Source organism: Streptomyces sp. MUSC 14 (assembly GCF_001866675.1).
Classification (GTDB): domain Bacteria; phylum Actinomycetota; class Actinomycetes; order Streptomycetales; family Streptomycetaceae; genus Streptomyces.
In genome coordinates this window covers 1-26488 of sequence record NZ_MLYN01000089.1, presented here as the reverse complement: position 1 = coordinate 26488, position 26488 = coordinate 1, and the positions used below count along the sequence as shown (strand labels likewise).

General features: G+C 73.6%; 23 protein-coding genes. 6 read left to right on the top strand and 17 right to left on the bottom strand.

The window, feature by feature from the left end; all coding sequences use genetic code 11:
• Nucleotides 1-32: 32 nt before the first annotated feature.
• The 8 genes from BIV25_RS42375 to BIV25_RS42340 form a co-directional block, all read right to left on the bottom strand.
• The gene (locus BIV25_RS42375; RefSeq protein WP_143076801.1) at nucleotides 33-329 is read right to left on the bottom strand and encodes a hypothetical protein; all 297 of its coding nucleotides are present in this window, start codon (nucleotides 327-329) and stop codon (nucleotides 33-35) included.
• A gap of 372 nt (nucleotides 330-701) precedes the next feature.
• Nucleotides 702-1121: a hypothetical protein gene (locus BIV25_RS42370; protein ID WP_071377917.1), complete on the bottom strand. Its 420-nt coding sequence runs from the start codon at nucleotides 1119-1121 to the stop codon at nucleotides 702-704.
• A gap of 2 nt (nucleotides 1122-1123) precedes the next feature.
• Nucleotides 1124-1828 (bottom strand): vWA domain-containing protein, encoded by a 705-nt coding sequence (locus tag BIV25_RS42365; protein WP_071377916.1) that lies wholly within the window; start codon nucleotides 1826-1828, stop codon nucleotides 1124-1126.
• A gap of 54 nt (nucleotides 1829-1882) precedes the next feature.
• On the bottom strand, nucleotides 1883-3115 hold the full coding sequence (locus tag BIV25_RS42360) for a lipopolysaccharide kinase InaA family protein (RefSeq protein ID WP_071377915.1): 1233 nt from the start codon (nucleotides 3113-3115) through the stop codon (nucleotides 1883-1885).
• Entirely contained in the window at nucleotides 3112-4344 is a 1233-nt protein-coding gene (locus BIV25_RS42355) for a PP2C family serine/threonine-protein phosphatase (protein ID WP_256257137.1), read from the bottom strand. The genes BIV25_RS42360 and BIV25_RS42355 overlap by 4 nt, the downstream gene beginning before the upstream one ends.
• Nucleotides 4341-5819 carry a hypothetical protein gene (locus BIV25_RS51810; protein ID WP_071377914.1) on the bottom strand — a complete coding sequence of 493 codons (1479 nt, stop codon included), beginning with the start codon at nucleotides 5817-5819 and terminating at the stop codon, nucleotides 4341-4343. Before BIV25_RS51810 ends, BIV25_RS42355 begins: the two co-directional genes overlap by 4 nt.
• Before the next feature lie 52 nt (nucleotides 5820-5871).
• Complete coding sequence (locus BIV25_RS42345; RefSeq protein WP_177235625.1) at nucleotides 5872-8214, bottom strand: hypothetical protein; 2343 nt, start codon at nucleotides 8212-8214, stop codon at nucleotides 5872-5874.
• 181 nt (nucleotides 8215-8395) lie between these two features.
• The gene (locus tag BIV25_RS42340; protein WP_071377913.1) at nucleotides 8396-8794 is read right to left on the bottom strand and encodes a hypothetical protein; all 399 of its coding nucleotides are present in this window, start codon (nucleotides 8792-8794) and stop codon (nucleotides 8396-8398) included.
• Nucleotides 8795-9049: 255 nt separating this feature from the next.
• Between BIV25_RS42340 and BIV25_RS42335 the strand changes: the two genes are divergently transcribed.
• The 3 genes from BIV25_RS42335 to BIV25_RS42325 are packed head-to-tail and all read left to right on the top strand — an operon-like array spanning nucleotide 9050 to nucleotide 14056.
• Complete coding sequence (locus BIV25_RS42335; RefSeq protein WP_071377912.1) at nucleotides 9050-10213, top strand: exonuclease SbcCD subunit D; 1164 nt, start codon at nucleotides 9050-9052, stop codon at nucleotides 10211-10213.
• Nucleotides 10210-13206: an AAA family ATPase gene (locus BIV25_RS42330; RefSeq protein WP_071377911.1), complete on the top strand. Its 2997-nt coding sequence runs from the start codon at nucleotides 10210-10212 to the stop codon at nucleotides 13204-13206. The genes BIV25_RS42335 and BIV25_RS42330 overlap by 4 nt, the downstream gene beginning before the upstream one ends.
• Nucleotides 13207-13249: 43 nt before the next feature.
• Complete coding sequence (locus BIV25_RS42325) at nucleotides 13250-14056, top strand: SAM-dependent methyltransferase (protein WP_071377910.1); 807 nt, start codon at nucleotides 13250-13252, stop codon at nucleotides 14054-14056.
• 50 nt (nucleotides 14057-14106) lie between these two features.
• Here the strand turns inward: BIV25_RS42325 and BIV25_RS42320 are convergent, their stop codons facing one another.
• The gene (locus BIV25_RS42320) at nucleotides 14107-14553 is read right to left on the bottom strand and encodes an Lrp/AsnC family transcriptional regulator (protein ID WP_071377909.1); all 447 of its coding nucleotides are present in this window, start codon (nucleotides 14551-14553) and stop codon (nucleotides 14107-14109) included.
• A 94-nt stretch (nucleotides 14554-14647) separates the two neighbouring features.
• On the opposite strand from BIV25_RS42320, the gene BIV25_RS42315 reads away from it, so the two are divergent.
• Together BIV25_RS42315 and BIV25_RS42310 are read left to right on the top strand one after the other, a co-directional pair.
• On the top strand, nucleotides 14648-15133 hold the full coding sequence (locus BIV25_RS42315) for a rhodanese-like domain-containing protein (protein ID WP_071377908.1): 486 nt from the start codon (nucleotides 14648-14650) through the stop codon (nucleotides 15131-15133).
• Between the two features lie 26 nt (nucleotides 15134-15159).
• Nucleotides 15160-15675 carry an immunity 21 family protein gene (locus BIV25_RS42310; RefSeq protein ID WP_071377907.1) on the top strand — a complete coding sequence of 172 codons (516 nt, stop codon included), beginning with the start codon at nucleotides 15160-15162 and terminating at the stop codon, nucleotides 15673-15675.
• A gap of 28 nt (nucleotides 15676-15703) precedes the next feature.
• Here the strand turns inward: BIV25_RS42310 and BIV25_RS42305 are convergent, their stop codons facing one another.
• The 6 genes from BIV25_RS42305 to BIV25_RS42280 form a co-directional block, all read right to left on the bottom strand.
• A complete protein-coding gene (locus BIV25_RS42305; RefSeq protein ID WP_071377906.1) occupies nucleotides 15704-16936 on the bottom strand; it encodes a cytochrome P450 in 1233 nt (410 codons plus the stop codon).
• A 34-nt stretch (nucleotides 16937-16970) separates the two neighbouring features.
• Complete coding sequence (locus BIV25_RS42300) at nucleotides 16971-18362, bottom strand: NAD(P)/FAD-dependent oxidoreductase (RefSeq protein WP_071377905.1); 1392 nt, start codon at nucleotides 18360-18362, stop codon at nucleotides 16971-16973.
• Nucleotides 18352-18609: a ferredoxin gene (locus BIV25_RS42295; RefSeq protein WP_071377904.1), complete on the bottom strand. Its 258-nt coding sequence runs from the start codon at nucleotides 18607-18609 to the stop codon at nucleotides 18352-18354. The genes BIV25_RS42300 and BIV25_RS42295 overlap by 11 nt, the downstream gene beginning before the upstream one ends.
• Nucleotides 18610-18695: 86 nt before the next feature.
• Nucleotides 18696-19361 carry a hypothetical protein gene (locus BIV25_RS42290; RefSeq protein ID WP_071377903.1) on the bottom strand — a complete coding sequence of 222 codons (666 nt, stop codon included), beginning with the start codon at nucleotides 19359-19361 and terminating at the stop codon, nucleotides 18696-18698.
• Between the two features lie 213 nt (nucleotides 19362-19574).
• On the bottom strand, nucleotides 19575-21266 hold the full coding sequence (locus BIV25_RS42285) for a DUF885 domain-containing protein (RefSeq protein WP_071377902.1): 1692 nt from the start codon (nucleotides 21264-21266) through the stop codon (nucleotides 19575-19577).
• Nucleotides 21267-21318: 52 nt separating this feature from the next.
• Entirely contained in the window at nucleotides 21319-21804 is a 486-nt protein-coding gene (locus BIV25_RS42280; protein ID WP_071377901.1) for an Lrp/AsnC family transcriptional regulator, read from the bottom strand.
• A 60-nt stretch (nucleotides 21805-21864) separates the two neighbouring features.
• Between BIV25_RS42280 and BIV25_RS42275 the strand changes: the two genes are divergently transcribed.
• Nucleotides 21865-23085, top strand: coding sequence for a PLP-dependent aspartate aminotransferase family protein (locus BIV25_RS42275; RefSeq protein WP_071378010.1), 1221 nt, complete (start codon nucleotides 21865-21867; stop codon nucleotides 23083-23085).
• 29 nt (nucleotides 23086-23114) lie between these two features.
• Here BIV25_RS42275 and BIV25_RS42270 read toward each other — a convergent pair whose 3' ends face one another.
• Together BIV25_RS42270 and BIV25_RS42265 are read right to left on the bottom strand one after the other, a co-directional pair.
• The gene (locus BIV25_RS42270; RefSeq protein ID WP_177235624.1) at nucleotides 23115-24545 is read right to left on the bottom strand and encodes a GNAT family N-acetyltransferase; all 1431 of its coding nucleotides are present in this window, start codon (nucleotides 24543-24545) and stop codon (nucleotides 23115-23117) included.
• 197 nt (nucleotides 24546-24742) lie between these two features.
• Nucleotides 24743-26326 carry an alkaline phosphatase gene (locus BIV25_RS42265; RefSeq protein ID WP_071377900.1) on the bottom strand — a complete coding sequence of 528 codons (1584 nt, stop codon included), beginning with the start codon at nucleotides 26324-26326 and terminating at the stop codon, nucleotides 24743-24745.
• Between the last annotated feature and the right edge of the window lie 162 nt (nucleotides 26327-26488).

Here is a 26488-nt window from a genome sequence, read left to right as displayed (position 1 = left end):
CGGTGGGGGACGACGGGAAGAAGACGCCGTCATCAGTGTGCGGCCGGTACGGACCCGGCGTCGCGCCGCCCCACCCGCCAGCCGTACCGGACGCGCCCGGACGCGACGCCCGCGGTGCGCTCCGGGGCGCCGAGGGGGAGGAGGACGTGCTGCGTGGTGTGGTCCGGGGCGTCGACGACGGAGGCGTGCTGCGAGGTGCGCTGCGAGGTGTGCTCTTCCCGGGCGGTGTCGTGCGGGGCGCCGACTTCCTGGCGGCCGGGTCCCCGGAGGACGGCGGCTTCGGGGTGCTCTTGCGCGCGGCCTTCCACGCCGTGCCGCACGCGATGCACGAGAGGTCCGTACGGGCGTTGTTCGTGTCGCACTCGGAGCAGCGCCAGGGGCCCGGCGGGCGGCCGGCACCGCCGGGCCGCTTGGCGGCGGGGCGTGCGGCGCCCCCGCCGGAGCCCGGCTTCCTCGCCGCCGCTTTGGCGCCGGACGCCGGTTTCGTGCCCGGCTCCGGCTTCGGTCCCGGGCCCGGTTTCGCGGTCGGCCTCGGCGCCGACCCGCGCGGACGCGGCGCGGTGTCCCGACGGGGCACGCCACAGGTCGCGCAGGCCGTCTCCGCGGGTTCGTTGAACGTGTCGCAGTCCGCGCAACGCCAGTTGGCCGATGCCGCCACCTCGTGCTGTCCTCCTTCGTCTCGTATGCGTCCGGGCGAGCCGTCAGCCCGTGTCGTCGTCGATGCGGGCGGTCACTGCGGCGAACAGCTCCTCCGACGCGGGGGAGGCGGGTGCGTTCAGCCACTCCGGAGTGTCGAGCGGCACCCGCCGCAGCCCGGACTCCTCGGTGGTGTCAGGTACCTGCTCCGGGATGCCGAAGCGCCGCCGCAGCAGCTCGGTGTAGTCCTCCGCCTCCTTGAGCCGGTCCGCGGGGACGTCCACCCGTACCACCACGAGCCCCGGCGTCGGCGCTTCGGGGAAGCGCAGAGTGAAGACCCACTGGGACCGACCGTCCGAGCCCTGGGGCAGCAGCCGCAGCTGGGAGCAGTTGCCCACATTCGACTTGAACCGGCCGTAGTGGTGCCAGTAGAAGTTCAGGTAGCCCGCTTCGTCACAGTCCAGCTCGAAACCGGGCAGGTCCATCTTCACAGGCTGTTCGCGATCGTCTCGATGATCTCGTCCATCTCGAACTCCTCCAGGCCCTGGCCGGCCTTGGACGCGAAGTGCAGCGTGAGGTCCCACTCCTCGGCGATCGGATCGGACCAGGGCGCCTGGTCCGGGGCGAACAGCACCAGCCGCTTCGCCGACTGCTCCATCACGGCGGTCTGGCTGCGTGCGTAACCCCACTGCTCGAACAACTCGTCCAGGCTGCGCGGGATGTCCGCCGGATACGACTGCACGGAGGCGTGCGTGCCCAGTGCGTGCGCCGGGGCGTCGGTGAACATCACGATGACGTGACGCCTGCGGTCGAGCCCCTGCTCCCAGGGCGAGTTGATCGCCAGCGCGAGCGCCTCCAGGCCCGACTCGGGGATGTCGCCGCCGCCGGAGGCGTCGATGCCGCGCACGAACTCCTCGAAGTCCCGGCCCTGTTCGGGCAGACGGAGGAACCCGGTCTGCTGGATGGCGTTCGAGGCGTCGTCACCGAAGTCACGGAAGGCGATGACCTTCAGCCGCAACTGGCTGATCGCCTTGCCCTTCTTCGCCATCACGTCGTTGAGCCGGTCGTGGAACTGCAGCGCACTCGACTTCACGTTGTCGAGAACGGGGAACATGCTGCCCGTCGCGTCGACGCACAGCACGATGTCGACGGCGTACTGCAGATTCCCCTGGTACTGCTCGATGTTGCTCATACGGACTCTCCTGGGTGGTACGGGCGGGGTGCGTCGGGTCGTCGGCGAAGCGGGTCAGGACGAGCCGGGGCGCGGGCGCCGGTCGCCGAGGTTGATGCGCACGCGGGAGGTGCGGTCCGCCGGGGCGTCGGAGGCCGGCGGGGTCGCGGGGGCGGCAGGTGGTGTGGGCGGTGCCGGTGTCGTGGGAGTCGCCGGGGCCGCGGGTCCGGCGGACCCGGCGGACGTGCGGGGCCGCTCCGGCGGAGGTGTTGCGGTACCGGGGCGCGGGGTCGAGGTGAGGTTCTTGGCCTTGATCCGGCTCGTCCGCGCGCCCGGAGCGGAGGGTTTCGCGGATCCCGGCGCCGCAGCGGGCGTGCCCGCCGGGGACCTGCCCTTGGCGGTCCCCGGGCGGCGGTGCTGCAGGGTGCACACCTTCGGGTCGGACAGCGTCTTGAGGAACGTCGCGATGCGTGGCCGGCTGCCCGGGGCACGGGCGGTCATGGCGCGCAGCAGGCCGAGCATGTCGTCCGGCAGCCGGGTGTCCAGGTCGAGGTGATCGCCCGCGCTGACGGCGTCCGCCGGGGAGCCGTAGCGGCTGTCGTGGTGCGGCAGTTCGCCCGTCAGGTAGAGATGGGTCATCAGCCCGAGCGCGAACACGTCCACCGCGCAGGTCAGATGCTGGGGGCCCACCGAGTCGTCGCGCTGCATGTAGCGGCGCCACTCCGGGGCCCCGTACACCGAGTCGCCCGCGATGTCGTCGGGCTCCGGCGGCTTCCCCGAGACGTAGGAGTCGTCGAAGTCGATCAGCTTCGCTGTGTGGAACGCGGCGCCGTCCCGCTTCTGCACCAGGACGTTCAGCGGTTTGAGGTCGCCGTGCACGACGTCGATGTCGTGCAACTGCTTCAGGCTGTTGCCCAGCGTCTTGAGCAGCACCATTTTGTTGCGGGGCTCCAGGGCCTGCGGCTTCTCCAGGCTGGTGGTGTCGATCCGCTCGGTGACCTTGTAGTACGTGCTGCCCTCGTGGAAGAAGTCGGTGGCCAGCACGAGGTTGCCGCCGCCGCGTGCGTCCGGGCGCAGCCGCTCCATGATGGTGCGGTGCCGGTCCTCGAACTCGCGGGCCAGCTGGCGCCTGATCCGTACGCTCGGCGAGTCCGCCGCGTCGTCACGGGGCCGCTTGGGCTCCAGGAACCGCTTGACGAAGTACTGGCTGCCCGCCTTCTCGGCGAACGCCCATATGCATTTGCCGCCGTTGGCGTTCGTGGGCTCGCTGATGATGCGGTAGCCCCCGATGACGTCGCCCTGCTTCATGCGTGCTCCTCGGGTGCCGGAGGCAGATGGGTCTCGTAGCCCGGGCGGTAGGCGTGCCAGCTGCTGTCCTGCCACGCACGGACCCGGGCCGGCAGGTCCGCGAGATCCTCCGGCGCGGCCGTGGGACCAGCCCCGGCCCCGGCGGCGGGAGAGAGACGGTCCAGGCCGCGCGGCCGGGTGCGGACATAGCGGTCGGTCAGCTCGTCCAGCCGCGTGGTGAACTGCCGGCGCAGATCCTCGAAGCCGTGGTAGCCGAGAGCCACGAGGGCCAGCGAGGCGTCGTCCGCCGTGTACGCCTGTACCGCCTGGCGGATGAGATAGGCCCACTCGTCGACGGTGCGCGCGTCGTGCAGGGTACTGAGCAGCACGGTCTCGAAGTCGGCCGGGGTGTGCACATAGCCGAAGAACCCGTCGGTCGCCGTCACCAGCACACACGGCAGCGGGTGCAGCAATCGCCGGCCGTCGACCGCGAACTCCCGGTCCGCGCACACCAGATTGGTCATCGGCGGGTCCGTGCGCAGCAGTTCCAGGGCATCGCTCTCCCGGGTGTGATCGCGGGTGAGCACCTGCAGCCCTGCGCCGGGACGCAGCACGTACGCGCGCGAGTCACCGGCCCACAGCGGTTGCAGTTCCAGCCCCGGTTCGCCCTGCGGGCGCACCACGCGGTAGTGCAGGGCCGCGAGGGTGGTGGGCAGCTGGCGGCGCATGGTGCCGCTGATCTTGCTGCGGCGCTGCGGGGCACGGTCGAGGAAGAACCGGAGATACGTGTGCAGGGTCGTGGGCGTGGCCGGTTCGCCCTCCGCCGCGACGTCGTGGAACCAGTGGTCCGTGGCCAGCCGGGCCACCCGCGCGCCCACCCAGGCGCCGGTACGGCTCTCCCCGTCGGACGCCTGCCACACGGGAGCGGCACCGGCGCCGCCCGATCCGTCGAACACCGCGAGCATGCCCTGCTCGCTGTCCAGGTGATAGGCGACGAACGGCTCCGCGTCCTCGCCGCGCCGCGGCACCCGCTCGGTCCACACGGACAGCGCCAGCAGCCTCATCCGGTCGTGGTCCACGCACCAGATCCGCGGCAGGCCGGCCGGTGCGCCGTCCGGTCCGGGCCGGGGGCCGGACGGCGGCGCGGCGACGCACGGGGGCTGCGGCGCGCCGGGGGCCTGTGTTCCCTGCCCCGTCTGCGCCCCGACCGGCACCGGGGGCTGCGCGGTGTGCTCCTGACGGCCGGTCATCGACGCTCTCCGTTGTCGTCGGACGTGTCTGGGCGATCCCTCTTGGCGGTCCCGCGCACGCGGCTCACCCTGGGCGCGGTGTCGTCCGTACGGCGTTGGGCCGCACCGTCGTCCGCGCGGGCACCGGCCCGCTCACCCGCACCCCGGCCACCGGCGCCGCGGACAGCGGGACGGTCCGCCGTAGCCCGGTCGGCTTCCCTGCCGAGGCCGGTGCGGCGCTCGTCGTGGTGATCGGCCGCGACGGCGCGGCCGGCGCGGCGGTCGTCACGGGGGCCGGCTCCCGTACCGTGGCCGGCGCGGCGGTCGACGCCGTGGTCCGCTTCCGCAGCACGGTCGTCGGCCGCCCGTTCGCCTGTCCAGCGGGCCGGCCCGCCGGGCAGCGGTTCGTCCTCGGGCGGTCCCGCGGGCCGCTCCGGGCGGGGGCGGCGGCTGCCGGTGCCGGACAGCCGTGAGCCGGGCGTGCCCTCCTCCCGGGGACGGGCACGCCCGGGAGACCGGCCGTCGTCGTCGCCGTACCGGTCCCGCAGCACCTCCCCCTTGAGCGGCTCGCGCTCCCCGCCGCGCCCGGCCCGGTCCTCGTCGCGGTCGTCGGCACCCGGCTCCAGCGCGCGGGCGAGGCTGCCGCGCAACCGCCCGCGCCGGGTGGCTGTGTCGAACAGGCCGTCGCCGTCGCGCAGGACCTCCTCCAGTACGGCGCGTTCGAGCTCCGCCTGTTCGAAGGGCTCCCGATCGGCGTCGCCGCGCTCCAGGACCATGCGCATGACCTCGCGCCGGACCTCCCGTTTCTCCGCCTCCCCCTTCTCGATCCAGGCGAGGGCGGCGCGCGGGCCCTCCTTCTCCATGATCCCGGCGATCAGTCCGTCGACGCCCTCCTCGCGGATCATGTCCAGGTGCCGTCTGCGGCGCATGCTCTCCAGCCGGGTCTCGCGCACGACGTCCCGGTACTCGCGCCCGCTGGTGGCGATCTCCTCCTCGTCGACGAGGAGTTCGATCTGTATGTTGCGCAGCCGGATCGCGTCGTCGCCGCCGAAGGGGGCCAGGGCTGCGTTGAGCGCCATCTCCGTCTCGTGGAACTCGGCGATGTCGTGCTCGCGGGCGACCGACTGCAACCGCTTGCGCAGATGGCCGTAGAGTGCGCCGCTCATGTCGCGGATGCCGCGCGTGACCACCTGGGCGGGGTCGGCGACCCGGCACACCAGGTCCACACGGCTGCGGAACGAGAACGTCGGGTCGCGACTGAGCAGCGGGATGTCCAGGATCAGCCGGTGCTCGGTCATGTCGACGGTGAACACGCTGCGGTACGACCCGAACCGGGCCGAGGGGATCTCCTCGCCGCTGCGGATCGTCAGTGCGGGGCCGCTGCCCGGGACGAGGACCAGGGCCCGGCCGGGAGCCGGCGGCCGCAGCGGGTTCACCAGTCGCCACTTCGGTACGTCGTCGCTGCTCAGGACCGGGTCGTAGGTCTGTTCCTGCATGTCTCCCCCTCTCCTTCGGGTGCTGTCGCCGACGGCGCCGGCGCGCTGCGCCTCACCGGGCGCGGTCGAGTGTGCGAAGCAGACGCGCGGCGCCCGCCGATGGTCTGTCGCGGTCGTGGGCCCACTTCTCCAGCCACCAGGTGAGCCGCTCACCGTGCCGTCCGGGCCGGTGGGCGACGGACCGCAGCAGCGCGCCGATGGCGTCGAGGGAGCCCGGGCTCTTGCCGGCGTAGTCGTCGATCCAGGCGCGCAGGGCCTCCAGCGCGGAGTCCTGCACCGGGCGACGGGCCAGGGCGCGCGCCCACAGCTCGACGAGCCGGTCGTGGTGCCGGGGCAGTTCGCCGAGCAGGACGGGCACGCCGGGCACGCGCGCGTGGCCGCGGTCGTCGGCGGTGCCGACAACCGGCTTCTCGTAGGGCTGGGACACGGCGAACACGAACGCCGACAGCGACTTGACCACCATGGGAGACAGATCCTGCGGTGCGGACCAGTCGAGGTAGGCGTCCAGGACCGCCTCGGTCTGCCCCTGGTGGATGAGGTGAACCCCGCCCCAGGCCACCGACGGCAGGGTGCCCCAGTCGTCCTCCCGGTCCAGTGCGCTGCGCAGGACGGCCACGGCCCGGTCCGGGGCCGCCCGGCCGAGCAGCCCGCCCACCGCGTTCGCTGCCGTGCCGGCCAGCCGGCGCTGGTGGGCGGAGGCGTCGCCGCGTGCCCACTGGTGCAGGAGTTCCCACACCGCCTCCGCCGTCTGCGGGCGGCTGCCCGCCACACCGAGGGCGGTGGCGGCTGCCTGCCGCAGCGGCCAGGAGGTGCTGCCCGCCCACGTCGTGAGAAAGCGGTGCACCGCGTACTGCGGATCGGTCCGCGCCAGCACGCCGGCCGCGACCGCGGCCCGGGCCCGCACCTCGAGGTCACGGTGGTTCAACAGGCCGCGCAGCCAGCCGAGCACGGCCTCGCGGCGTCCGTCCAGCAGGTTCCAGGCGTAGGTCAGGATGGCCTGCCCCAACAGCGCGTTGCGGAATCGGACGCGGGGCGCGGCGAAGCCGCCCTCGCCGGGCGCGTCGAGCCGGATCCACTGCTGTTCATGGCCGAGCCGGTCCCCGAACCGCAGGTCGGGCGGGGCGACTTCGGGTGCGACGAGGGCCGTCCGCAGCTTCACCGCCGCGTCCGCGACGGTGAGATAGCCGCACTCCTCCAGCACGGCGGCCGCCAGCGCGAAGGCCACCGGATCCGGTGCGCGGTGCCGGTTGAACCAGGCGCGGACCTGTTCGCTCGGGTCGCGCAGGTGGGCGACCTCGGCGGCCACATCGCCGTCCGCGCGGATCACGGAGGCGAGCCGGGCGGCGTTGCGGGCCGTGGGCTGCTCCCGGAGCGCGGCCATGGCACCGGTGTGTTCCAGCAGCCGGTGCAGATCGGCCTGCGCATCCGGGGTCCCGCCGTGGCCGAGCACCCGCCGTTCGACGACGGCCACGGGGTCGACGGGGACGAGCGGGTGCCGGGCCACCTGGTCGCTGCCGGGGGCGGCCGAGAGGACGTCAAGGTCGTGGCCGCCGGTGAGGATCAGGAAACAGCCGGAGGCGCGCAGTGCGGCGATGATCGCGGCCCACCGGGCCGTGCCGTGGGTGTGCCCGCCGCGGAAGGCGGAGGCGAACGCGTCCTCGACGCCTTGCCCGTCGTCGAGTTCCGCCAGATAGCCGGAGTTCTTCACCGGTGGTTCCCACCCCGGGTCCAGCACGGCCGCAGGTCTCAGCAGCCGGTGGCAGCTCCCGCCGCCCCCGTCCATGGCCAGCGCTTCCTCCAGCAGGTTCACGGCGACGGCCTCCCGGCCGCTGCCCGGCGCGGCGGTGAGCACCAGCACCCGGTGCTCGCGCAGGGCGTCCAGCGTCTCGCTGTAGTTCTCGGGTGCGACGAACAACTCGGTGTGATCGGCGATGTCGGTGGCGTCCATGGCGAGCACGGACACCCGCCCCGGCGGCGGTGCGCCGGTTCGGGCGCCGCCGGTGTGGAAGCCGCCGCCGAAGCTCACGTCCGCGTTGAACAGCGCGAGCGTGCCGATGCGGGTCCCGGAGGCGTCGGCGCTCAGCCGCCGGGCGATCTCGTCGGCGATGGCTCCGGCGCGCAGCGCCTCGGACCGCTCGGCGTCACCGTGCCCGCTGCCTTCGACCAGGGAGCGCAGCGCGTCCTTCTCGCTGACCGGGCCGTCGTGCTCCTCGGCGTCCGCGCGCGGGGGTTCGGTGTCCCGCGCCGTGTCGTCCTTGTCGGGCTCCGCCGCACCTGTCTCCGTGCCCGAGCCCCGCTTGGCCGGTTCCCTGTCCTTGGTCCGGGGCGGCTCGCCCGGCCGGTCCGCGGTGTCGCCCGGGGACCGGGGGCCCGCGGAGACGCTGTCCTCGCTCATGATCTGGTTTCTTCGGCCTTCGAATCAGCGGTGTGGTCGAGCGCGGTGGCCGTCGTGGAGGGAGCCTGCACCGGGCACGCTCGCCCGAGCCCCGCGCCCTGTGAACCGGGTGGGGGAGACGGACGTCCTGCCGGGCGACGGGCGTGCCGCCCGTGCGGCGGCGGTGGCGGCGGTGGCGGCGTTACGACGTCGTCCAGTTCCCCTGAACGTCGATCTTGCCGTTGAACACCTGGGCGTTCTTGATGAGTGCGGCGCTGATCTGGGCCCCGGAGCTGCCCTGCGCGGCGACGGCCTCGTCGACGATCCGGCGGATCTCCGCCTCGAAGTCCGGGTCGAGCAGCATGTGCGCGGCGAGCTGCCGCTCAAGGGTCTGCTGGGCGCTCTCGTCGTCGGGGGAGTCCGTGAGCCGGTCCAGGGCGCCCTCCGCATCCGCGTTGCCCCGGAACCGCGCACGGATCCGCTCGATCAGACGGGTCCCGCCGGCCCAGCCCGAGCGGCCGGCCTCCTGCCCCGTCGCCTCCAGCGCTCCCTTGACCACGAGCGCCACCCCCGCCGCTGCCACGGCCGTCACCGGATCCATCGCGTTCCCCCGAAATCCCACACGGACAGGGCAGCCAATCTAGGCGACACCGACCGGCCCGTGAGTGCTTCTTCTCACATTGGCCGAAAGCCGCCGAACCTGAACCGCCGCCGAGCGATCCGGCCCCTCGTCGGACACGGTCCGTAAACGGCCACCGGGGCCGAGGTGTTCGCCGATACGGGAGGAGAAGGGTGAAGCGACGAAGACGGGAGTAACCGCCCGTGATGTCAGACCCGGCCGTTAATCTCGGGGATCATGAGACTCCTGCACACGTCCGACTGGCATCTCGGCCGGGCCTTCCACCGGGTGAACATGCTCGGGGCCCAGGCCGAGTTCATCGGTCACCTCGCCACCACCGTGCGTGAGCACGCCGTGGACGCGGTGGTCGTGTCCGGTGACGTGTACGACCGCGCGGTCCCCCCGCTCGCCGCGGTCGAGCTGTTCGACGACGCGCTGCACCGTCTCGCGGACCTCGGTGTGCCGACCGTGATGATCTCCGGCAACCACGACTCGGCTCGCCGCCTCGGCGTCGGCGCGGGTCTCATCGACCGCGCGGGCATCCATCTGCGGACCGACCCGGCCGCCGCCGGCACCCCGGTGCTGCTCGCGGACGCCCACGGGGACGTCGCCTTCTACGGGCTGCCCTATCTCGAACCGGCCCTGGTGAAGGACGAGTTCGCCGTGGAGCGGGCCGGACACGAGGCCGTGCTCGGCGCCGCCATGGACCGCGTCCGCGCCGACCTCGCCACGCGCGCGCGGGGCACCCGCTCCGTCGTCCTCGCCCACGCCTTCGTCACCGGCGGCCGGGCGAGCGACAGCGAGCGGGACATCACGGTCGGCGGGGTGGCCGCGATTCCGGCGGGCGTCTTCGACGGCGTCGACTACGTCGCCCTCGGGCATCTGCACGGCTGCCAGACCCTGACCGAGCGCGTGCGCTACTCCGGTTCCCCGCTCGCCTACTCCTTCTCCGAGGCCGACCACCGCAAGAGCATGTGGCTGATCGACCTCGGCGCCGACGGCTCCGTCACCGCCGAGCGCCTCCACTGCCCGGTGCCGCGCCCGCTGGCCCGCGTCAGGGGCACGCTGGACGACCTGCTGGCCGACCCGGAGCTGAGCCGGTACGAGGACTCCTGGGTCGAGGCCACCCTCACCGACCCGGTCCGCCCGGCCGATCCCATGGCGCGGCTCACCGAGCGCTTCCCGCACACCCTCAGCCTGGTCTTCGCCCCCGAGCGGGCCCCGGACGACCCCGGGGTGTCGTACGCCCGGCGGCTCGCGGGCCGCAGTGACCAGCAGGTCGCCGAGGACTTCGTCGCCCATGTGCGCGGCGCCCGGCCGGACGACCGTGAACTGGGCGTGCTGCGCGAGGCGTTCGACGCCGTGCGCGCCGACGACACCGAGCGGGAGGTGGCCCGGTGAGGCTGCACCGGCTCGACATCACCGCCTTCGGGCCCTTCGGCGGCTCCCTCGGCGTCGACTTCGACGCCCTGTCCGCTGCCGGACTCTTCCTGCTGCACGGCCCCACCGGCGCCGGCAAGACCTCCGTCCTGGACGCCGTCTGCTACGCCCTGTACGGCTCGGTCCCCGGCGCCCGCCAGGGCGGAAGCGGCCAGGGCATGACCCTGCGCAGCGATCACGCCGAGCCCGGCACCCGCACCGAGGTCCGCCTCGACCTCACCGTCGCCGGCCGTCGGCTGGAGATCACCCGGCAGCCGCCCTGGGAGCGCCGCAAACTGCGCGGCAGCGGCACCACGGTCGACAAGGCCCAGACCTGGCTGCGCGAGTACGACGCCACGGCCGGGACCTGGCGCGACCGCAGCCGCTCCCACCAGGAGATCGGCGAGGAGATCACCCAGCTGCTCGGCATGAGCCGTGAACAGTTCTGCCAGGTCGTGCTGCTGCCCCAGGGCGACTTCGCCCGCTTCCTGCGCGCCGACGCCGAGGCCCGCGGCCGGCTGCTCGGCCGGCTCTTCGACACCCGGCGCTTCGCCGACGTCGAAAAACGCCTCGCCGACCGTCGCCGCGCCACCGAGGCACGCGTGCGCGAGGGCGACGCCGCACTGCTCGCCGACGCCCACCGCATGCAGCAGCAGGCCGGGGACGCCATGGAGCTGCCGGACCTGGCGCCGGGCGAGCCGGGCCTGGCCGAGGAGGTGCTCGCTGCCGCCGCCGTGGCCCGCGCCGCCGCCCGCGAGCGCCTCACCATCGCCCACCTCGGCCTCGGTGCCGCCGAGTCCGCGCACACCGAGGCCCGCCGCGCCCTGGACGGTGTACGCGAACTCGCCCGCCTCCAGGGCCGGTTCGCCGAGGCCCGGCAGCGCGCCGAGCGCCTCCAGCAGCACTCCGGCGCGTACCGCGAGGCCCAGGAACGCATGGAGCGGGGCCGCAAGGCGGACATGGTCGCGCCCGCGCTGGAGCTGCGCGAGGCCGCCGAGCAGGAGCATCGCAGGGCCGCGGCGGCCGAGGCGCACGCGCGCGGGGCGCTCCCCGAGGCGTACGCCGACGCCGAGGCGAGCGCACTGACCGCCGCCGCCCGCCGGGCCGCCGAGGAGCTGGGCGGCCTGGACGCGGCCCGGCGCGCGGAGCAGCGGCTCGTCCAGCTGGCCGAGGAGCGGCGCGGCCTCGACCGGCAGGAGGGGGCCGACGAGGAGGTGCTGCGCGAGGCCGAGACCTGGCTCGACGGCTGGGACGCGAGACGCTCCGCGCTCCAGGCCCGCGCGGACGTCGCCCAGGAGGCCGCCACCCGCGCCGAACAGCTCGCCGTCCAGCGGGAACCGATGGCCAGGCGGCTCACCGCGGCCCGCACCCGGGACGCGCTGGCCGCCGATCTGGAAGCCGCGCAGCACCGGGCGCGCGCCTCCGGGCAGCAGGCCCTCGACGCCCGCGCCCACTGGCTCGACGTCAAGGAGCAGCGCCTGAGCGGCATCGCCGCCGAGCTGGCCGCCCACCTCACCGACGGCGAGCCCTGCGCCGTCTGCGGAGCCACCGCACACCCCGCACCGGCCCGCAAGATCACCGGACACGTCGACCGCGCGGCCGAGGAGCGGGCACAGCGGGCCTTCCAGCAGGCCGACGAGTGCCGCGCCGAGGACGAACGGCGCCTCGGTGTCGTCCGCGAGGCCCTGGCCGCCGCCACCGCCGAGGCCGGCGACACACCGACCGGCCAACTGGAAGAGCAAGCAGGCGAGTTGGCGGAGGAGTACGCTCGCGCCCGCAGTGAGGCCTCCGTGCTGCACACCGCCCACGAGGAGCTGCGCCGCGCCGAGCGTGAGCGCGAGCAGCGCCTCACCGACCGTCAGCAGGCCGCCGTGCGAACCGCGTCCCGGCTCACCCGGCGCGAGACCCTGGAGCGCGAACAGGTCCAGATCGAAACGGAGTTGACGCGGGCGCGCGGTGACGCGGACAGTGTGGCCGCGCGCGCCGCCCAGCTGGAGCGGCGCGTCGCCCTGCTCGGTGACGCCGCCGACGCCACGCGCATCGCCGAGGACGCCGCCCAGCGACTGAAGGACGCCGACGCCCGCCTCTCCGACGCCGCCTACCGGGCCGGCTTCGACACCCCGCAGGCCGCGGCCGCCGCCCTCCTCGACCCCGCCGCCCACCGCGAGCTGCAACACCGGCTGGACGCCTGGCAGTCGGAGGAGGCGGCCGTACGGGCCGTGCTGGCCGAGGGCGACACCGCGGCCGCCGCCCAGCGGCCGCCCGCCGACCTCACCACGGCCGAGCGCACCGCGGCCGAGGCGGAGCGCCGCCTGCGCACCGCCGCCTCCGCGCGCGACGCGGCCGCCCACTGCCGCACCGAGCTGGACCGCCTGTCCGCCCGCGCCACCGAGGCCGTACGGCAACTCGCCCCGCTGCGCGAGGAGTACGACCGGGTCGCCCGCCTCGCCGCCCTCACCGCGGGCACCTCCGCCGACAACGAGCGCAAGATGCGCCTGGAGTCGTACGTCCTGGCGGCCCGCCTGGAGCAGGTCGCCGCCGCCGCGACCGCGCGCCTGCACCGCATGTCGTCCGGCCGCTACACCCTGGTCCACTCCGACGACCGCTCCGGCCGCGGGCGCAGCGGGCTCGGGCTGCACGTGGTCGACGCCTGGACCGGCCGCGAGCGCGACACGGCCACCCTCTCCGGCGGCGAGACCTTCTTCGCCTCGCTCGCCCTCGCCCTCGGCCTCGCGGACGTCGTCACGGACGAGGCAGGCGGTGTACGGCTCGACACCCTCTTCATCGACGAGGGCTTCGGCAGCCTCGACGACCAGACTCTGGACGAGGTGCTGGACGTCCTGGACTCACTCCGGGAGCGGGACCGGAGCGTGGGCATCGTCAGCCACGTCCCCGACCTGCGGCGCCGCATCCACGCCCAGCTGGAGCTCGTGAAGGGGAGAACGGGGTCGACGCTGCGGCAGCGGGGGGTGTGAGGGCTAGGTTGTGCGTGACCACCAGCCGACTCGGGGAGCCCACATGTCCGTCGAACGCCCGTCTGTCAACAGCAGCGCGCCGCACTCCGCCCGTATCTGGAACTACTGGCTGGGCGGCAAGGACTGCTACGAGATCGACCGGCAGGTGGGTGATCAGATCGCCGCGGCCAACCCGGGGATCCGCGACACCGCGCGGGCGCAGCGGGCGTTTCTCGTCCGGGCCGTGGAGTACCTCGTCCGGGAGGCCGGCATCCGCCAGTTCCTGGACGTGGGGACCGGCCTGCCCACCGCGGACAACACGCACGAGGTCGCGCAGCGCCTGCTGCCCGAGGCGCGGATCGTCTACGTCGACCACGACCCGGTCGTCCTCGTGCACGCCGAGGCGCTGCTCACCAGCACGCCCGAGGGCGCGACGGACTACATCGACGCGGATCTGCGGGACCCGGACGGCATCCTCGAACAGGCCGCCAGGACGCTGGACTTCACCCAGCCGGTGGCCCTGATCCTGCTCGGCATCGCCGCGCATGTCACCGACGACTCCGTCTACGGCATCGTGCAGCGGCTGCTCGACGCCCTGCCGTCCGGCAGCCATCTCGTGTTCTGCGACAGCACCGAGGTCGTCCACCCCGAGCAGCAGCGCGCCATGGTGGACCAGTGGAACGAGGCGAGCGACAACCCTCGCGTCAACCGCAGCCCCGACCAGCTCGCCCGTTTCTTCGACGGCCTGGAGATGCTGGAGCCCGGCCTGGTCTCGACGTCCCGGTGGCGTCCCGCGCCGAGCGGCGCCGGAGTACCGGCCGAAGTACCGGCTGAAGTCGACAACTTCGGCGGCGTAGCGTGCAAGCCGTAGTCCCGCAGGTCGTAGTCCCGCACGCCGCGGTCCCGCACACCCCGTTCGGGTCAGCGGCCGAGCGCGCGCCGGGGGAGCGGGGAGGAGTACACGACGCTGGTGGTCACCGAGCCCAGCGCGCCGATCTTCCCGGAGATCTCCTCCAGATGGGACATGGAGCGGGCGGCGACCTTGATCACGAAGCAGTCGTCGCCCGTCACATGGTGCGCCTCCAGGATCTCGGGCGTGACGGCCACCAGGTCGTGGAACGGCTTGTAGTGGCCGTTCGGATAGCGCAGCCGTACGAACGCGAGGATCGGCAGCCCCAGCCGCTCGGGGTCCACGACCGCCGCGTACCCCTGGATCACGCCGGCCTCCTCCAGCCGCCGTACGCGTTCGGTGACGGCGCTCGGCGACATCGAGACGGCGCGCGCGAGCTCGGCGTAGCTGGCCCGGCCCGCGCGCTGGAGGACCTCAAGGATGAGCCAGTCGGTGGCGTCCGGGGAATACACGGTCATCCCGGATGGATAGCAGGGAAATCCCCGGCTCAGCAAGGGTGGGGCCGTGGATCGCCCCTTCAGCGGCCGGGCGTACGGCCGTAAATTCTCAGCCATGATCACCCACTCCTCACCGGCCTCCGTGAACCCCGTCCTGCGCGTGGCCCCCGCGGCACCCGCCGAGGCGGCCGCCCACTTCCGGGCGAGCCTCGCCTTCCACGCCGACGTCTCCGACGTGGCCGCGGCGCTGGCGGCCGGGGGCGACCCCGGGTTCGTCGTCGTGGACTCCCGCTCGACCGAGTCCTGGGACCAGGGCCACATCCCCGGCGCCGTCCACTTGCCCACCGCCCTCATCCCCGAACAGGCCGGGCAACTCCTCGACCTGTCCGTACCCGTGGTGACGTACTGCTGGGGCCCCGGCTGCAACGGTGCCACCCGCGCCGCCCTCGCCCTCGCCGAACTCGGTTATCGGGTGAAGGAGTTGCTCGGTGGCTTCGAGTACTGGGCGCGTGAGGGCTTCGCGTACGACACCTGGCGGGGGCCGGCCCGCCGCGATCCCGATCTGCTGACCGCGCCGGTCGAAGGCGAGTGCGGCTGCTGACGCCGGCCCGTGTAGGTTCTGGGGCCATGGCTCGATACGCGGATCCAGGCGTGCTGGAGTGGGTGGAGTCGGCCGGCGGCCCTCTGATAGCCGTGCCCGAGACGGTACTTCCGTTCTGGGCGGGCGCCGACAACGAGGACCTGGCCACGGACTACGACCGGGCGTGCGAGGTCGACGGGCACGTCGGCCTGCTGCCCGTCGGGGACAGCGCCGCCCTCGTGTTCGGTGAGGAACCCGCATCGACCTCCTTCCTGCCGGAGCACGCCGCCTTCGTACGGTGGTCCGCCGCCCACTCCGAGGACGAACTGCTCGCCGGTGTCCCGGCCGCCCTCGACTCGGCGGTGTGGGGCAGCGAGGTGCACTGGCGGGTGCCCGGCCCGGTGCTGCTGTTCGACTCGGCCTGGCCGGGCCGCGCCGCCGGCCGGATCGAACACCTCCGGGTGCCGCTGGAGGCGGGCACGTACGCGGTGCGGGCCGCCTGCGCCCAGTCGGGCCCGGAGACCTGGGTGGGGCTGGTCAGCCTCAGCCGCCTCGGACGCTGACCCGGCCCCGCGCACGGGATCCCGGTGGTCAGTTCAGCCCGTCGAAGGCGATCTCCAGATGGCGCGGACCGCGCAGGACCGCGTTCTGCCGGTACGGCGGCGGGTCCGCCACCAGGCGGGGATTCTCCAGCCGCCGGGCCAGCGCGGCCAGGGCGATCTGGGCCTCCAGACGCGCCAGCGGGGCGCCGAAGCAGCTGTGGATGCCGCTGCCGAAGCCGAGATGCTGGATGTCCTCACGGTCCGGGTCGAACCGGTCGGGGTCCTTGAACCGCTCGGGGTCGCGGTTGCCCGCGGCCAGCACCAGCCAGATGCGCGAGCCCTTCGGGATGATCACCCCGCGCACCTCGATGTCGGCGATGCAGGTGCGCTGCGGCACGATCTGCACCGGCGGCTCGTAGCGCAGCAGTTCCTCCACGATCCGCACCGACAGCCCCGGGTCCCGGGCGAGGCGCCGCAGGACGTCCGGGTACCGCAGCAGGGTCAGCATGCCGTTGGTGATGAGGTTGACCGTCGTCTCATGCCCGGCGATCAGCAGCAGCACCGCGGTGGCCAGCACCTCCATCATCGTCAGGGAGCCGTCCGGACCACGGCTGTTGACCAGGTCGGACAGCAGGTCGTCGCGCGGATCCCTGGTGCGCTGCTCGACCAGCCCGGACAGGTACATGCCGAGCTGCAACCGTGCCTCCTGCGCGGCACGCGCGGAGTCGGCGCTCGTGCGGGAGTCGGGGTCCAGGCCGGCGACGATCGGGTCGACCCAGGCGCGGAACCTGGGCTCGTCCTCGCGGGGCACGCCCAGCAGCCGGCAGATCACCGTCACCGGGAACGGGTAGGCGAACTGGTCCACCAGGTCGACCTGCCGGGCGTCGCCGAAGCCGTCGAGCAGACCGGCGACGATCTCCTCCAGCTCACCGCGCATTCCCTCGATCCGGCGCGGCCGGTGCGGCGGGCCGAAGCCCCGGTTGGCGATGCGCCGCAGCCGGTCGTGCTCGGGCGGGTCGAGCCGGATGAACGACGGCGGCAGCCCGCCCGTCTCGTCCGACTGACTCAGCTCGTCGGCTCCGGCGGCGGCCAGATTGCCGGCGTCGGAGCTGATCCGCGGATCGTGCAGCAGGGCCTCGATGTCCCAGTACGAGCTGATGACGTAGGGGCCGTCGTCCTCCTCGTGCAGCACCGGTGTCCGGCGCAGCTCCTCGTACAGCGGGTACGGGTCGGCGCGGTTGGCGAAGTCGGTGATCTGGCGGAACAGCGGGGCTTTCGGCATGACTCGTTCCTCGGAGCGTCGGGCCGGGCGGCCGTCAGTGGCGGGCGGGGTGGAAGACCAGCTGCTGGTCGGCCGGCGAGTAGCCGCTGAGCGTCACCGTGGGGCCGTGGGTCGGCAGGGACGGATCGGGGAAGTCGGCCGCCACCGGCTGCCGGTTCTCGGGCCGCCGGTCCATCGTCGGGTACTCCACCGGGAAGGGGGCGCCCCGCTCGATCTGCCGGGCGTAGAACTCCAGCCAACGGGCGTTGTCGAAGGCCACGGCGGCGATGACGCGGCCCTGGTAGCCGTACACGCCGACGAACCGGCGCTCGGCCAGCGAACCCTGCGTGATCATGAGCTGGTCGCCCATGGGCGGCACGCCGACCGACTTGATGTTCACGCCGAACATCGACGACCAGAACGCCGGCATCCACAGGTGCGGGCGGCGGTCGGCGCCGTGGCAGATCATGTTGTGCGCGGCGGTCTCCGCCTGCGCGACGGCGTTGCCCCAGTGCTCCAGCGACAGGAACTGGTAGCCGAACAGCGCGTGCGGTGAACGCGCCACGTCGCCCGCCACGAAGACGTCGTCCGTGACGATGCCCCGGAAGTCGAAGGCCCGGCAGCCCGCGTCGCACGCGATGCCCCGGGGACCCGCGCCCAGCCCCGACCCGGTCAGCCACTCGGTGTTGCGCTGCGAGCCCAGCGAGACCACGACCACGTCCGCCTCGACGACACTCTCGTCGGACAGATGGACGGCCCGCACCCGGCCGACCGAGTCGCCCTCCAGCCCGGTCACCGTGACATGGGTGCGCAGGTCCACGCCGTTCTCGGTCTGGAGGTCGGCGGCGACCGCGCCGATCACTCCGCCGAGCGCGCCCACCAGCGGCGCCCCGGCGCGCTCCGCCACGGTGACCGGGATGCCCTTCTCCCGGCACGCCGAGGCGACCTCCGAACCGGCGAACCCGGCACCGATGACGAACACCCGGCGCGGTGCCGCGTCCAGCCGCTGGACCAGATCGGCCGCGTCGTCCCGGGTCCGCAGCAGACAGACGCCGCCGAGCCGGGCCTCGTCCTCCTTCAGCCAGGGTCGGGCACGCACCCCGGTCGCGATGAGCAGCCGGTCGTACGGCACCTCGTCCCCGTCGGCCAGCCTGACCCGCTTCGCCGTCAGATCCAGCCCGGTCGCCGCGACACCGAGCCGCCACTTGGCGTCGATCTCCCGGCGGTGCGGCAGCTCGGTGCGGCGCGGGGACGCCATGCCCAGCAGGACGGACTTCGACAGCGGCGGCCGGTCGTACGGCTCGTACGGCTCGTCGCCGATCAGGGTCAGTTCGCCGGTGAAGCCCTCGGCGCGCAGCGTCTCCGCCGCCCGCAGGCCCGCCAGGGAGGCGCCCACGATGACGATCCGGCCCTCGCGCCGCAGCCGGTCCAGGTGGTCACCGGCCATCGGACGCCTCCGGCGTCTCCTGGCGGGGAGCTGCCCCCGGCTCACCCGTGAAGTCCTCCAGCCCGTCGGCCGTGATCGCCTGCACCGGGCAGGCGGCGACCGCGCGGGCCAGCCGCTCGCGCTGTTCCTCCGGCGCGTGCGGGTTGTAGATCAGCGACTCCTCGCCGTGCATGGCGAAGACGTCCGGCGCGAGGAACGCGCACTGGGCGTACCCCTGGCATTTGTTGAGATCGACGACGAGCCTCATCGACGCTCCGCTCTTCCCGTGGTCATGTCCCGCTCGCCAGCATGCGAGACACGCACGCACTCCGCTCGCCGGCACCACCGTCCGGGTCAACGGCCGCGACCGCCCACGACCAGGATGTAGCCGCTGAGCACCAGCGACCACGCGGGGAACACCAGCTCCGCCCAGGGCACGTTGGAGGCGGCGAGGAGCAGGGTCACAGCGGTGAGGAAGCCCAGCAGCGTGAGCGGGCGGGGCAGCACGCCGAGGCGGTGGCCGAGCACCGACAGCGAGGACACGAAGACGGCCGCCATCCGCATGGCGTACTCCATCAGCAGGAGATAGGCGAAGTGGCGGCCGAAGTCCCAGGAGGCCGGCGGCGGTGCCGTGCCGCCCGGATGCGCGATGTCGAGGACGGCACGGGCGGCAGCGGCGGCGCCGAACAGCGCGGCGGTGAAGACCAGCCCGCTGCCCAGGAAGACGGTCGCGAGGAACTTGTCCTCCGCCGTGCCGACGTGCGCCCGTACGGCTCCGATGAACCACAGGAAGAAGATCCCGGCGAACGGCACCAGCGTGAGGGCCGTCCGCAGCGCGCCACGCCGTCCGGAGTCGGTGAACCCCCGGGCGGTGACCACGTGCGCCCCTTCCGGGATGCCCAGGCGTACGAGCACGATGACCGCCGCCAGCAGCAGCGCGAACACGACGCCGGCCAGCCCGGCGGCCCGCGGCGTCCGCAGCGCCTCCTCCGCCGCCCCCGCTTCATGACTCCCCGCCACGCACCCCGCCTCCTCGCCGCCGGCGTCATCGCTTCCGCCACCAGCCAGCAGCCCGCCGCCCCCGCCCGCCAGCGGGGCAGGGCCGGACGGCGGACAGCGGTGCCGGCGCGGGAGCCGACGGCACCGGGCAGGGCACCTCACCCGGCCCCCCCGGCCGACGCGTTCGCCGGCCAGGAGGTCCGCCCCGTTCAACTCCCTTGAGGCGGCGGGACGTCAGAGCCGGGCGAGTTCGTCCACCAGGTCGTCCAGGCCGAGCGAACCCTGCGACAGCGCCGCCATGTGCCAGGCCTTCAGGTCGAAGGCGTCGCCGTGCCGCTCGCGCGCCTTCTCCCGGCCCAGCAGCCAGGCCCGCTCACCGAGCTTGTAGCCGATGGCCTGGCCCGGAATCGTGAGATACCGGGTCACCTCGCTCTCCACGAAGTCCGCCGGCCGGCTGCTGTGGGCACGGAAGAACTCCTGCGCCAGTTCCGGCGTCCAGCGCTCACCGGGGTGGAACGGCGAGTCCGCCGGAATCTCCAGCTCCAGGTGCATGCCGATGTCCACGATCACCCGGACCGCGCGCATCATCTGCGCGTCCAGATAGCCGATCCGCTCCTCCGGGCCCTTCAGATAGCCCAGTTCGTCCATCAGCCGCTCCGCGTACAGCGCCCAGCCCTCCGCGTTGGCGCTGACGATGCCCACCGTGGCCTGGTAGCGGGAGAGGTTCTCCGCCACGTGCGCCCACTGCGCGAGCTGGAGGTGATGGCCGGGAACGCCCTCGTGGTACCAGGTCGAGACGAGGTCGTAGACCGGGAAGCGGGTCTGGCCCATGGTCGGCAGCCAGGTGCGGCCCGGACGTGAGAAGTCCTCCGACGGGGCCGTGTAGTACGGCGCCGCGGCACCGCCGGGCGGCGCGATGCGCGACTCCACCCGGCGCACCCGCTCGGCGAGTTCGAAGTGGGTGCCGTCCAGGTCCGCGACGGCCTGGTCCATGAGGCCCTGGAGCCACTCCCGGACCTCCTCGACACCCTCGATGTGCCGGCCGTGCTCGTCCACGTGGGCGAGCGCCACCCACGGTGTCTCGGCACCGGGCAGGATCTTCTCCGCCTCCCGCCTCATCTCGCCGAGCAGCCGGTGGAACTCCGCCCAGCCGTACCCGTACGCTTCGTCGAGGTCCAGGTCGGTGCCGTTGAAGGAGCGGGACCAGCGGGCGTAGCGCTCGCGGCCCACGGTGTCCGGGGCGCCCTCGATCGCCGGGGCGTACACGTCCCGCAGCCAGTCCCGCAGCTCCGCCAGGGCGGCGGTCGCGGCGCGGGCCGCCTCGTCCAGGTCGGCGCGCAGCGCGTCCGGCCCGGCGGCGGCGAAGTCCTCGAACCAGCCGCGGCCCGAGCCGTCGGTGTCCGTCCACTCGGTCAGCTGCCCGATGTACGTCGCCGTCGGCCGGGGGGCCGCGAACAGCTTGCGGTCCAGGCCCAGCCGGATCGACTCCCGGTAGCCCGCGAGCGCACCGGGCACCGCGCGCAGCCGCTCGGCGATCGCCGCCCAGTCCTCCTCCGTCTGCTGCGGCGTCACCGTGAACACGTCCCGTACCGCGTGCCCGGGGGTGTGCATGTTGCCGACCGCGCGCAGGTGTTCGTCCGCTTCGTGGACCGCGAGTTCGGCGGTCAGCCGTTCTCGCAGCAGCCGCCCGCAGCGGCGCTCCACGTCACTGTCCGCGCCGGGCTGCCGCTCCGCCTCGTCGAGCCGGGCGAGGGTCGCCCGCGACAGCCGGGCGAGAGCCTCCTGGCCGGCCGGCGAGTAGTCGGGCAGCCGGGTCGAACTCTCCTTCACACCGAGATAGGTACCGGTGACCGGGTCGAGGGCGATGAGGTCGTCCACATACGCGTCGGCCACCTGACGGGGCAACGGGCTCTTGGTCTCAGACATGCCGCCCATCCTCGTACGACGGCGATCTCCGCGTCACCCGGGTTCGGGGGATTCAGCTGTGGGCATGGCCGGGCGGCAGCAGCGGCCCGCACTCCCACTGCTGGAAGATCAACCGGGTCTCCACCCGGGCCACTTCCCGATGCGCCGTGAACTCGTCGAGCACCAGCCGCTGAAGATCTGCCATGTCCGCGACGGCCACATGCACCAGATAGTCGTCCGGCCCGGTCAGATGGAACACCGACCGGGCCTCCGGCAGCGCCCGGATCCGCTCCACGAAGGGCCCCACCAGCTCCCGCCGGTGCGGTCGTACCTGCACGGACAGCAGCGCCTGGAGCCCGCGCCCCAGCTTGGCCGGATCCAGCCGCAGCCGATGCCCGAGGATCACACCCGAGCGGCGCAGCCGGGTCACCCGGTCCAGGCAGGTCGACGGCGCGACGCCCACCTGCTCGGCGAGGTCGCGGTAGGTGGTCCGGGCGTCGTTCTGCAGGAGCCGCAGCAGATGGAGGTCCACCGGATCCAGTACGACAGATTCGGCCATTGGCCGAACGTAGCACGGTGGCCGATCCCTGGAAACCGTTCGATGTTCACCCTTCCGGCCATGGACACAGCGAGCACCGGTGCCTACGACGGCGTACGCACCGCGACCAGAGCCCTTGCCACCGAGGCCGTGCACGCCGGCCGCGACGATCTCGCCCGCCAGGGCCTGCACGCCCCGCCGATCGACCTGTCCACCACCTACCCGTCGTACGACAGCCGTGCCGAGGCCGCCCGTATCGACGCGTTCGCGGCCGACGGCGCCGACCCGGCCGGGCCGCCCGTCTACGGCCGGCTCGGCAATCCGACGGTCGCCCGTTTCGAGACCGCGCTGGCCCGCCTGGAGGGCACCGAGTCCGCGGTCGCCTTCGCCAGCGGCATGGCCGCGCTCAGCGCCGTCCTCCTCGCCCGGTCAGCCATGGGCCTGCGGCACGTCGTCGCCGTACGGCCGCTGTACGGGTGCAGCGACCATCTGCTGACCGCCGGGCTCCTCGGTACGGAGGTCACCTGGACCGACCCGGCCGGGATCACCGACGCGCTGCGCCCGGACACCGGTCTGGTGCTGGTGGAGTCCCCGGCCAACCCGACCCTCGCCGAGCTCGACCTGCGGGCCGTCGCCCACGCCTGCGGCTCGGTGCCGCTGCTCGCCGACAACACCTTCGCCACGCCCGTCCTGCAACGCCCGGCCGAGCAGGGCGCCCGGCTGGTGCTGCACAGCGCCACCAAGTACCTGGGCGGCCACGGGGACGTGCTGGCCGGAGTGGTCGCCTGCGACGAGGAGTTCGCGGGCCGGCTGCGGCAGATACGGTTCGCCACCGGCGGCGTCCTGCATCCCCTCGCGGGATATCTCCTGCTCCGGGGACTGTCCACGCTCCCGGTGCGCGTACGGGCCGCCGCCGCGAACGCCGCCGAACTGGTCCGCCGGCTCACCGTCGACCCGCGGGTGGCCCGCGTCCACTACCCGCGCCTCGGCGGCGCCATGATCGCCTTCGAGGTGTACGGCGACCCGCACGAGGTCATCTCCCGGGTCCGGCTCGTCACCCCGGCGGTCAGCCTCGGCAGTGTCGACACGCTCATCCAGCACCCCGCGTCCATCAGCCACCGCATCGTTGACGCCGACGACCGGCGCGGGGCGGGGGTGAGCGACCGGCTGCTGCGGCTGTCGGTGGGCCTGGAGGACGTGGACGACCTGTGGGCGGACCTGGACCAGGCCCTCGGGGCCGCGCCGGAAACCCCGGTGGGCGCCGGTGAGCCGGTCGCCGCCGGACGTCTTCGTCGCGGCTGAGCGCCGGCGCGGCGGATTCGGCGGCGGACTCAGGTGAGCCGGGTGCGCGCCGTACGGGCGTCGTGGGAGGAGACCGCGCGGGTCGCGGCCAGCCGCGCGGTGATCACCAGGGTGCCCTCCTCGATCTGGTAGTCCAGGGGGAGCCCGAGGCCGCGCATCGCCGCGACCATGCCGGTGTTGGAGGCCTGCGTCACGGCGTACACGCTCGCGCAGCGGGCCTCCTCGGCCATCGCCACCAGCCGGCCGAGCAGTTCGGCGCCGATGCCGCGCTGCTGCCAGTCGTCCTCGATCAGCAGCGCGACCTCGGTCTCGTCGCCGTCCCACAGCAGATGGCCGAGGCCGACGATGCGGCCGGACGCGGTCTGCGCGGCCAGGGTGCGCCCGAAGCGCGGGCTGAGCAGGTGGTTCAGATAGCGGTCGGCGTCGCCGACCGGGCCGTGGTAGCGCAGGCCGAGGGTGCGCGGCGAGCACCGCTCGTGCATCGCCCTGGCCTCTGCCAGGTCACCGGTGTCGGCGCGGCGGACGGTGATGTCGTCGCCCGCGGGCAGCGTCAGCACGTCCTCGCCGCGCGGGATGCGCGGGCCGAGCCGGTTGTCCAGCTCCACCAGTGCCCGGGCCCGCGCGAACTCGGTCGGCGTGAACGGCAGATACGGCCGCTCGACGGTGAGCACCCCGCCCTCGGGTGCCCGCAGCCGCATCACGGTGTCCTCCAGTACGCCCTCGACCGGCACCGGCTGCGGCCCACGCCCCCCGCCGACCGGCTTGCCGGGCAGCGAACGGATGGTGCAGCGGCCCAGCAACTGCCGCAGCGCTAGCGGCAGTTCGGCGGCGTCCAGCGCGGTGCGCGCGGCGAGCCCGAGCACCCGGGTGGGGGCGTCGACCAGGTCGTGGGCGTCGGCCCGCTCGATCCAGGTGGACACGCCCCCGGCCAGCGCGACGGCCCGGGTGATCGCGGCCGCCTCCAGGCCGCCCGGCGCCCGCAGCAGGAACTCGTCCACGGTGCCGTCGGCCAGCGGATGCGTCTGGAGGCTGAGGATGTCGACGCGCTGTCCGGCGAGCGCCGTGCACAGGGCCGCCAGCGAGCCCGGCTCGTCCTGCACGGTCGTCCGCATCCGCCACAGCGCGGCGACGCCGGCCGGCTCGTCCGTCGCCGTGCCGGGCTGCTCGGCGGGCCCGGCCGGCCGCGCCTGGGCGGTGGGCCGGGTGCCGGTATCGTCGGCCGGCGGTGCGTGGCCGTGGCGCCGTGCCCACCAGGTGTGGAAGCCGGCCGTCGCGGCGAGGAGCGCCGCCGAGATCACCAGCAGGGCGGGACCGTCGGGGCCGTGCCCGATCAGGTTCGCCACCCCGTCGGCGACCGCGACGGCGGTGAACAGCGCGGCGAGTTCGACGACGTCGCGGCGCCAGTGGTGCACGGGGCGTCCGTGCTTCGTGCGGGTCACATCGGACATCTCTGGAGTCATGCACCCACTGTGAAGGAAGGGTGTTGCGTGATCACGAACGCTTTGTGACCGATGGGTAAAGCATGCTCCGCGACGTTTGTCCAGATTTCTACGATCCCGAATCGCCGGCCAGACCCGGGCGCGGCGGGACCCTGCCGCGCTCCGGGGGATGACGCCGTAGCGCGGCACGGTGTGAGAGGAAGCGTACCCGCCGCTGCCTACTGGCCGACCCGGCCCGGCTGGAGCGTCCTGGTGAACAGCACGGTGCCGTCGTACTCCCGCAGCCGGACCGTCAGTTCGCCGCTGCCGCCGTCGATGTCCACCTCGCCGAAGAACTGGTAGCCCTCGGCCGGTGACACGTTCGCGGTCGGCGGCGCCTTGACGAACACCCGGTCCGGGCCGAACGTCCCGTCGAGGTCGTTGGCCGGGAACGCGCCGGCGTTGAGCGGGCCGGAGACGAACTCCCAGAACGGCTCGAAGTCCTTGAACGCGGCCCGCGAGGGGTCGTAGTGCTGGGCGGAGGTGTGGTGCACGTCAGCCGTCAGCCACACCGTGCCGGTGATCCGCCGGTGCTTGATGAACCGCAGCAGCTCGGCGATCTGCAGCTCGCGGCCCAGCGGCGCGCCCGGGTCGCCCTGTGCGACCGCCTCGAAGTTCGGCAGGCCCTCGACCGGGTCCGGCACGACCAGCCCGAGCGGCATGTCGTTGGCGATCACCTTCCACACCGCGCGGGACTTCGCCAGCTCCCGCTTGAGCCACTCCAGCTGCTCGCGGCCGAGGATGCCCACCGGATCCGTGGTCCGGTCGTCGGGGGAGTTGGCGTTGCGGTAGGTGCGCATGTCGAGCACGAACACGTCGAGCAGCGGGCCGTGGCGGACGACGCGGTAGATCCGGCCGTCGGGGCGGCCGCTGATCGTGGAGATCGGGAAGTACTCGGAGAACGCCTGCCGCGAGCGCCGCGCCAGGTCGTCGAGCCGGGTGCCGGCCGGGTAGGGGGTGCCGGTGCCGATGACCTCGCCCGGGTACCAGTTGTTGCGCACCTCGTGGTCGTCCCACTGGACGATGTTCGGCACCTGGGCGTTGAACCGGCGCAGCGCGTCGTCCAGCAGGTTGTAGCGGAAGTTGCCCCGGTAGTCGGCCAGGGTGGTCGCGACGTGCGACTTCTCCTCGGTGGTGAGGCTGCGGTACACGCTGCCGTCGGGCAGGGGTGCGGTGGCCGCGATCGGACCGTCGGCGTAGATGTTGTCGCCGCTGCACAGGAAGAAGTCCGGGTCCGTCCTGGCCATGGCGTCGAAGATGCGGTAGCCGCCGATGGACTCGTTGATGCCCCAGCCCTGTCCGGCGAGGTCGCCCGACCAGACGAACCTCACGCCGCGGCGGCGCCCGGCGGGCGCCGTGCGGAAGGTTCCGGTCACCGGCTCGCCGGTACGGCGCGGGTCGTCGGGGTCGGCGAGCAGCACGCGGTAGTGGACCTGCTCACCCGCGGGCAGGCCGTGCAGCCGCGTGGTGCCGGTGAAGTCGGTGCCGGAGCCCAGCAGCGGGCCCCGCCAGCGGCGCGGATCGCGGAACGACTCGGTGGCGGCCGTCTCCACGATCATCCGGGCCGACCGGTCCGAACGCACCCACACCAGGCCGGAGTTCGCCATCACGTCGCCCGCCTGCACGCCCCAGCCCGCCCGCGGGCGGCCGGAACGGGCGAACGCCGGGGCCGCGCCGAGGCCGACGGGCAGGGTCAGGGCCGCCGACGCGGCGAGCGAGCCGCGCAGCACGCTGCGGCGGCCGGGGAACGGACGGTGGGGCATGGCTGTGCCTCCAGGGGCTGATCCGGCCAGTGTGCACAGCCACAGCTACGGGGTCGTCGCGGCACGCACGCGAACCCGAGGTGAACAACCCGCCGGGGGCCGGGGGTTCGGATGCGCCGGCACCACGATTCCGGTCAGTGGCTGCCGTCCAGGATGACGCGG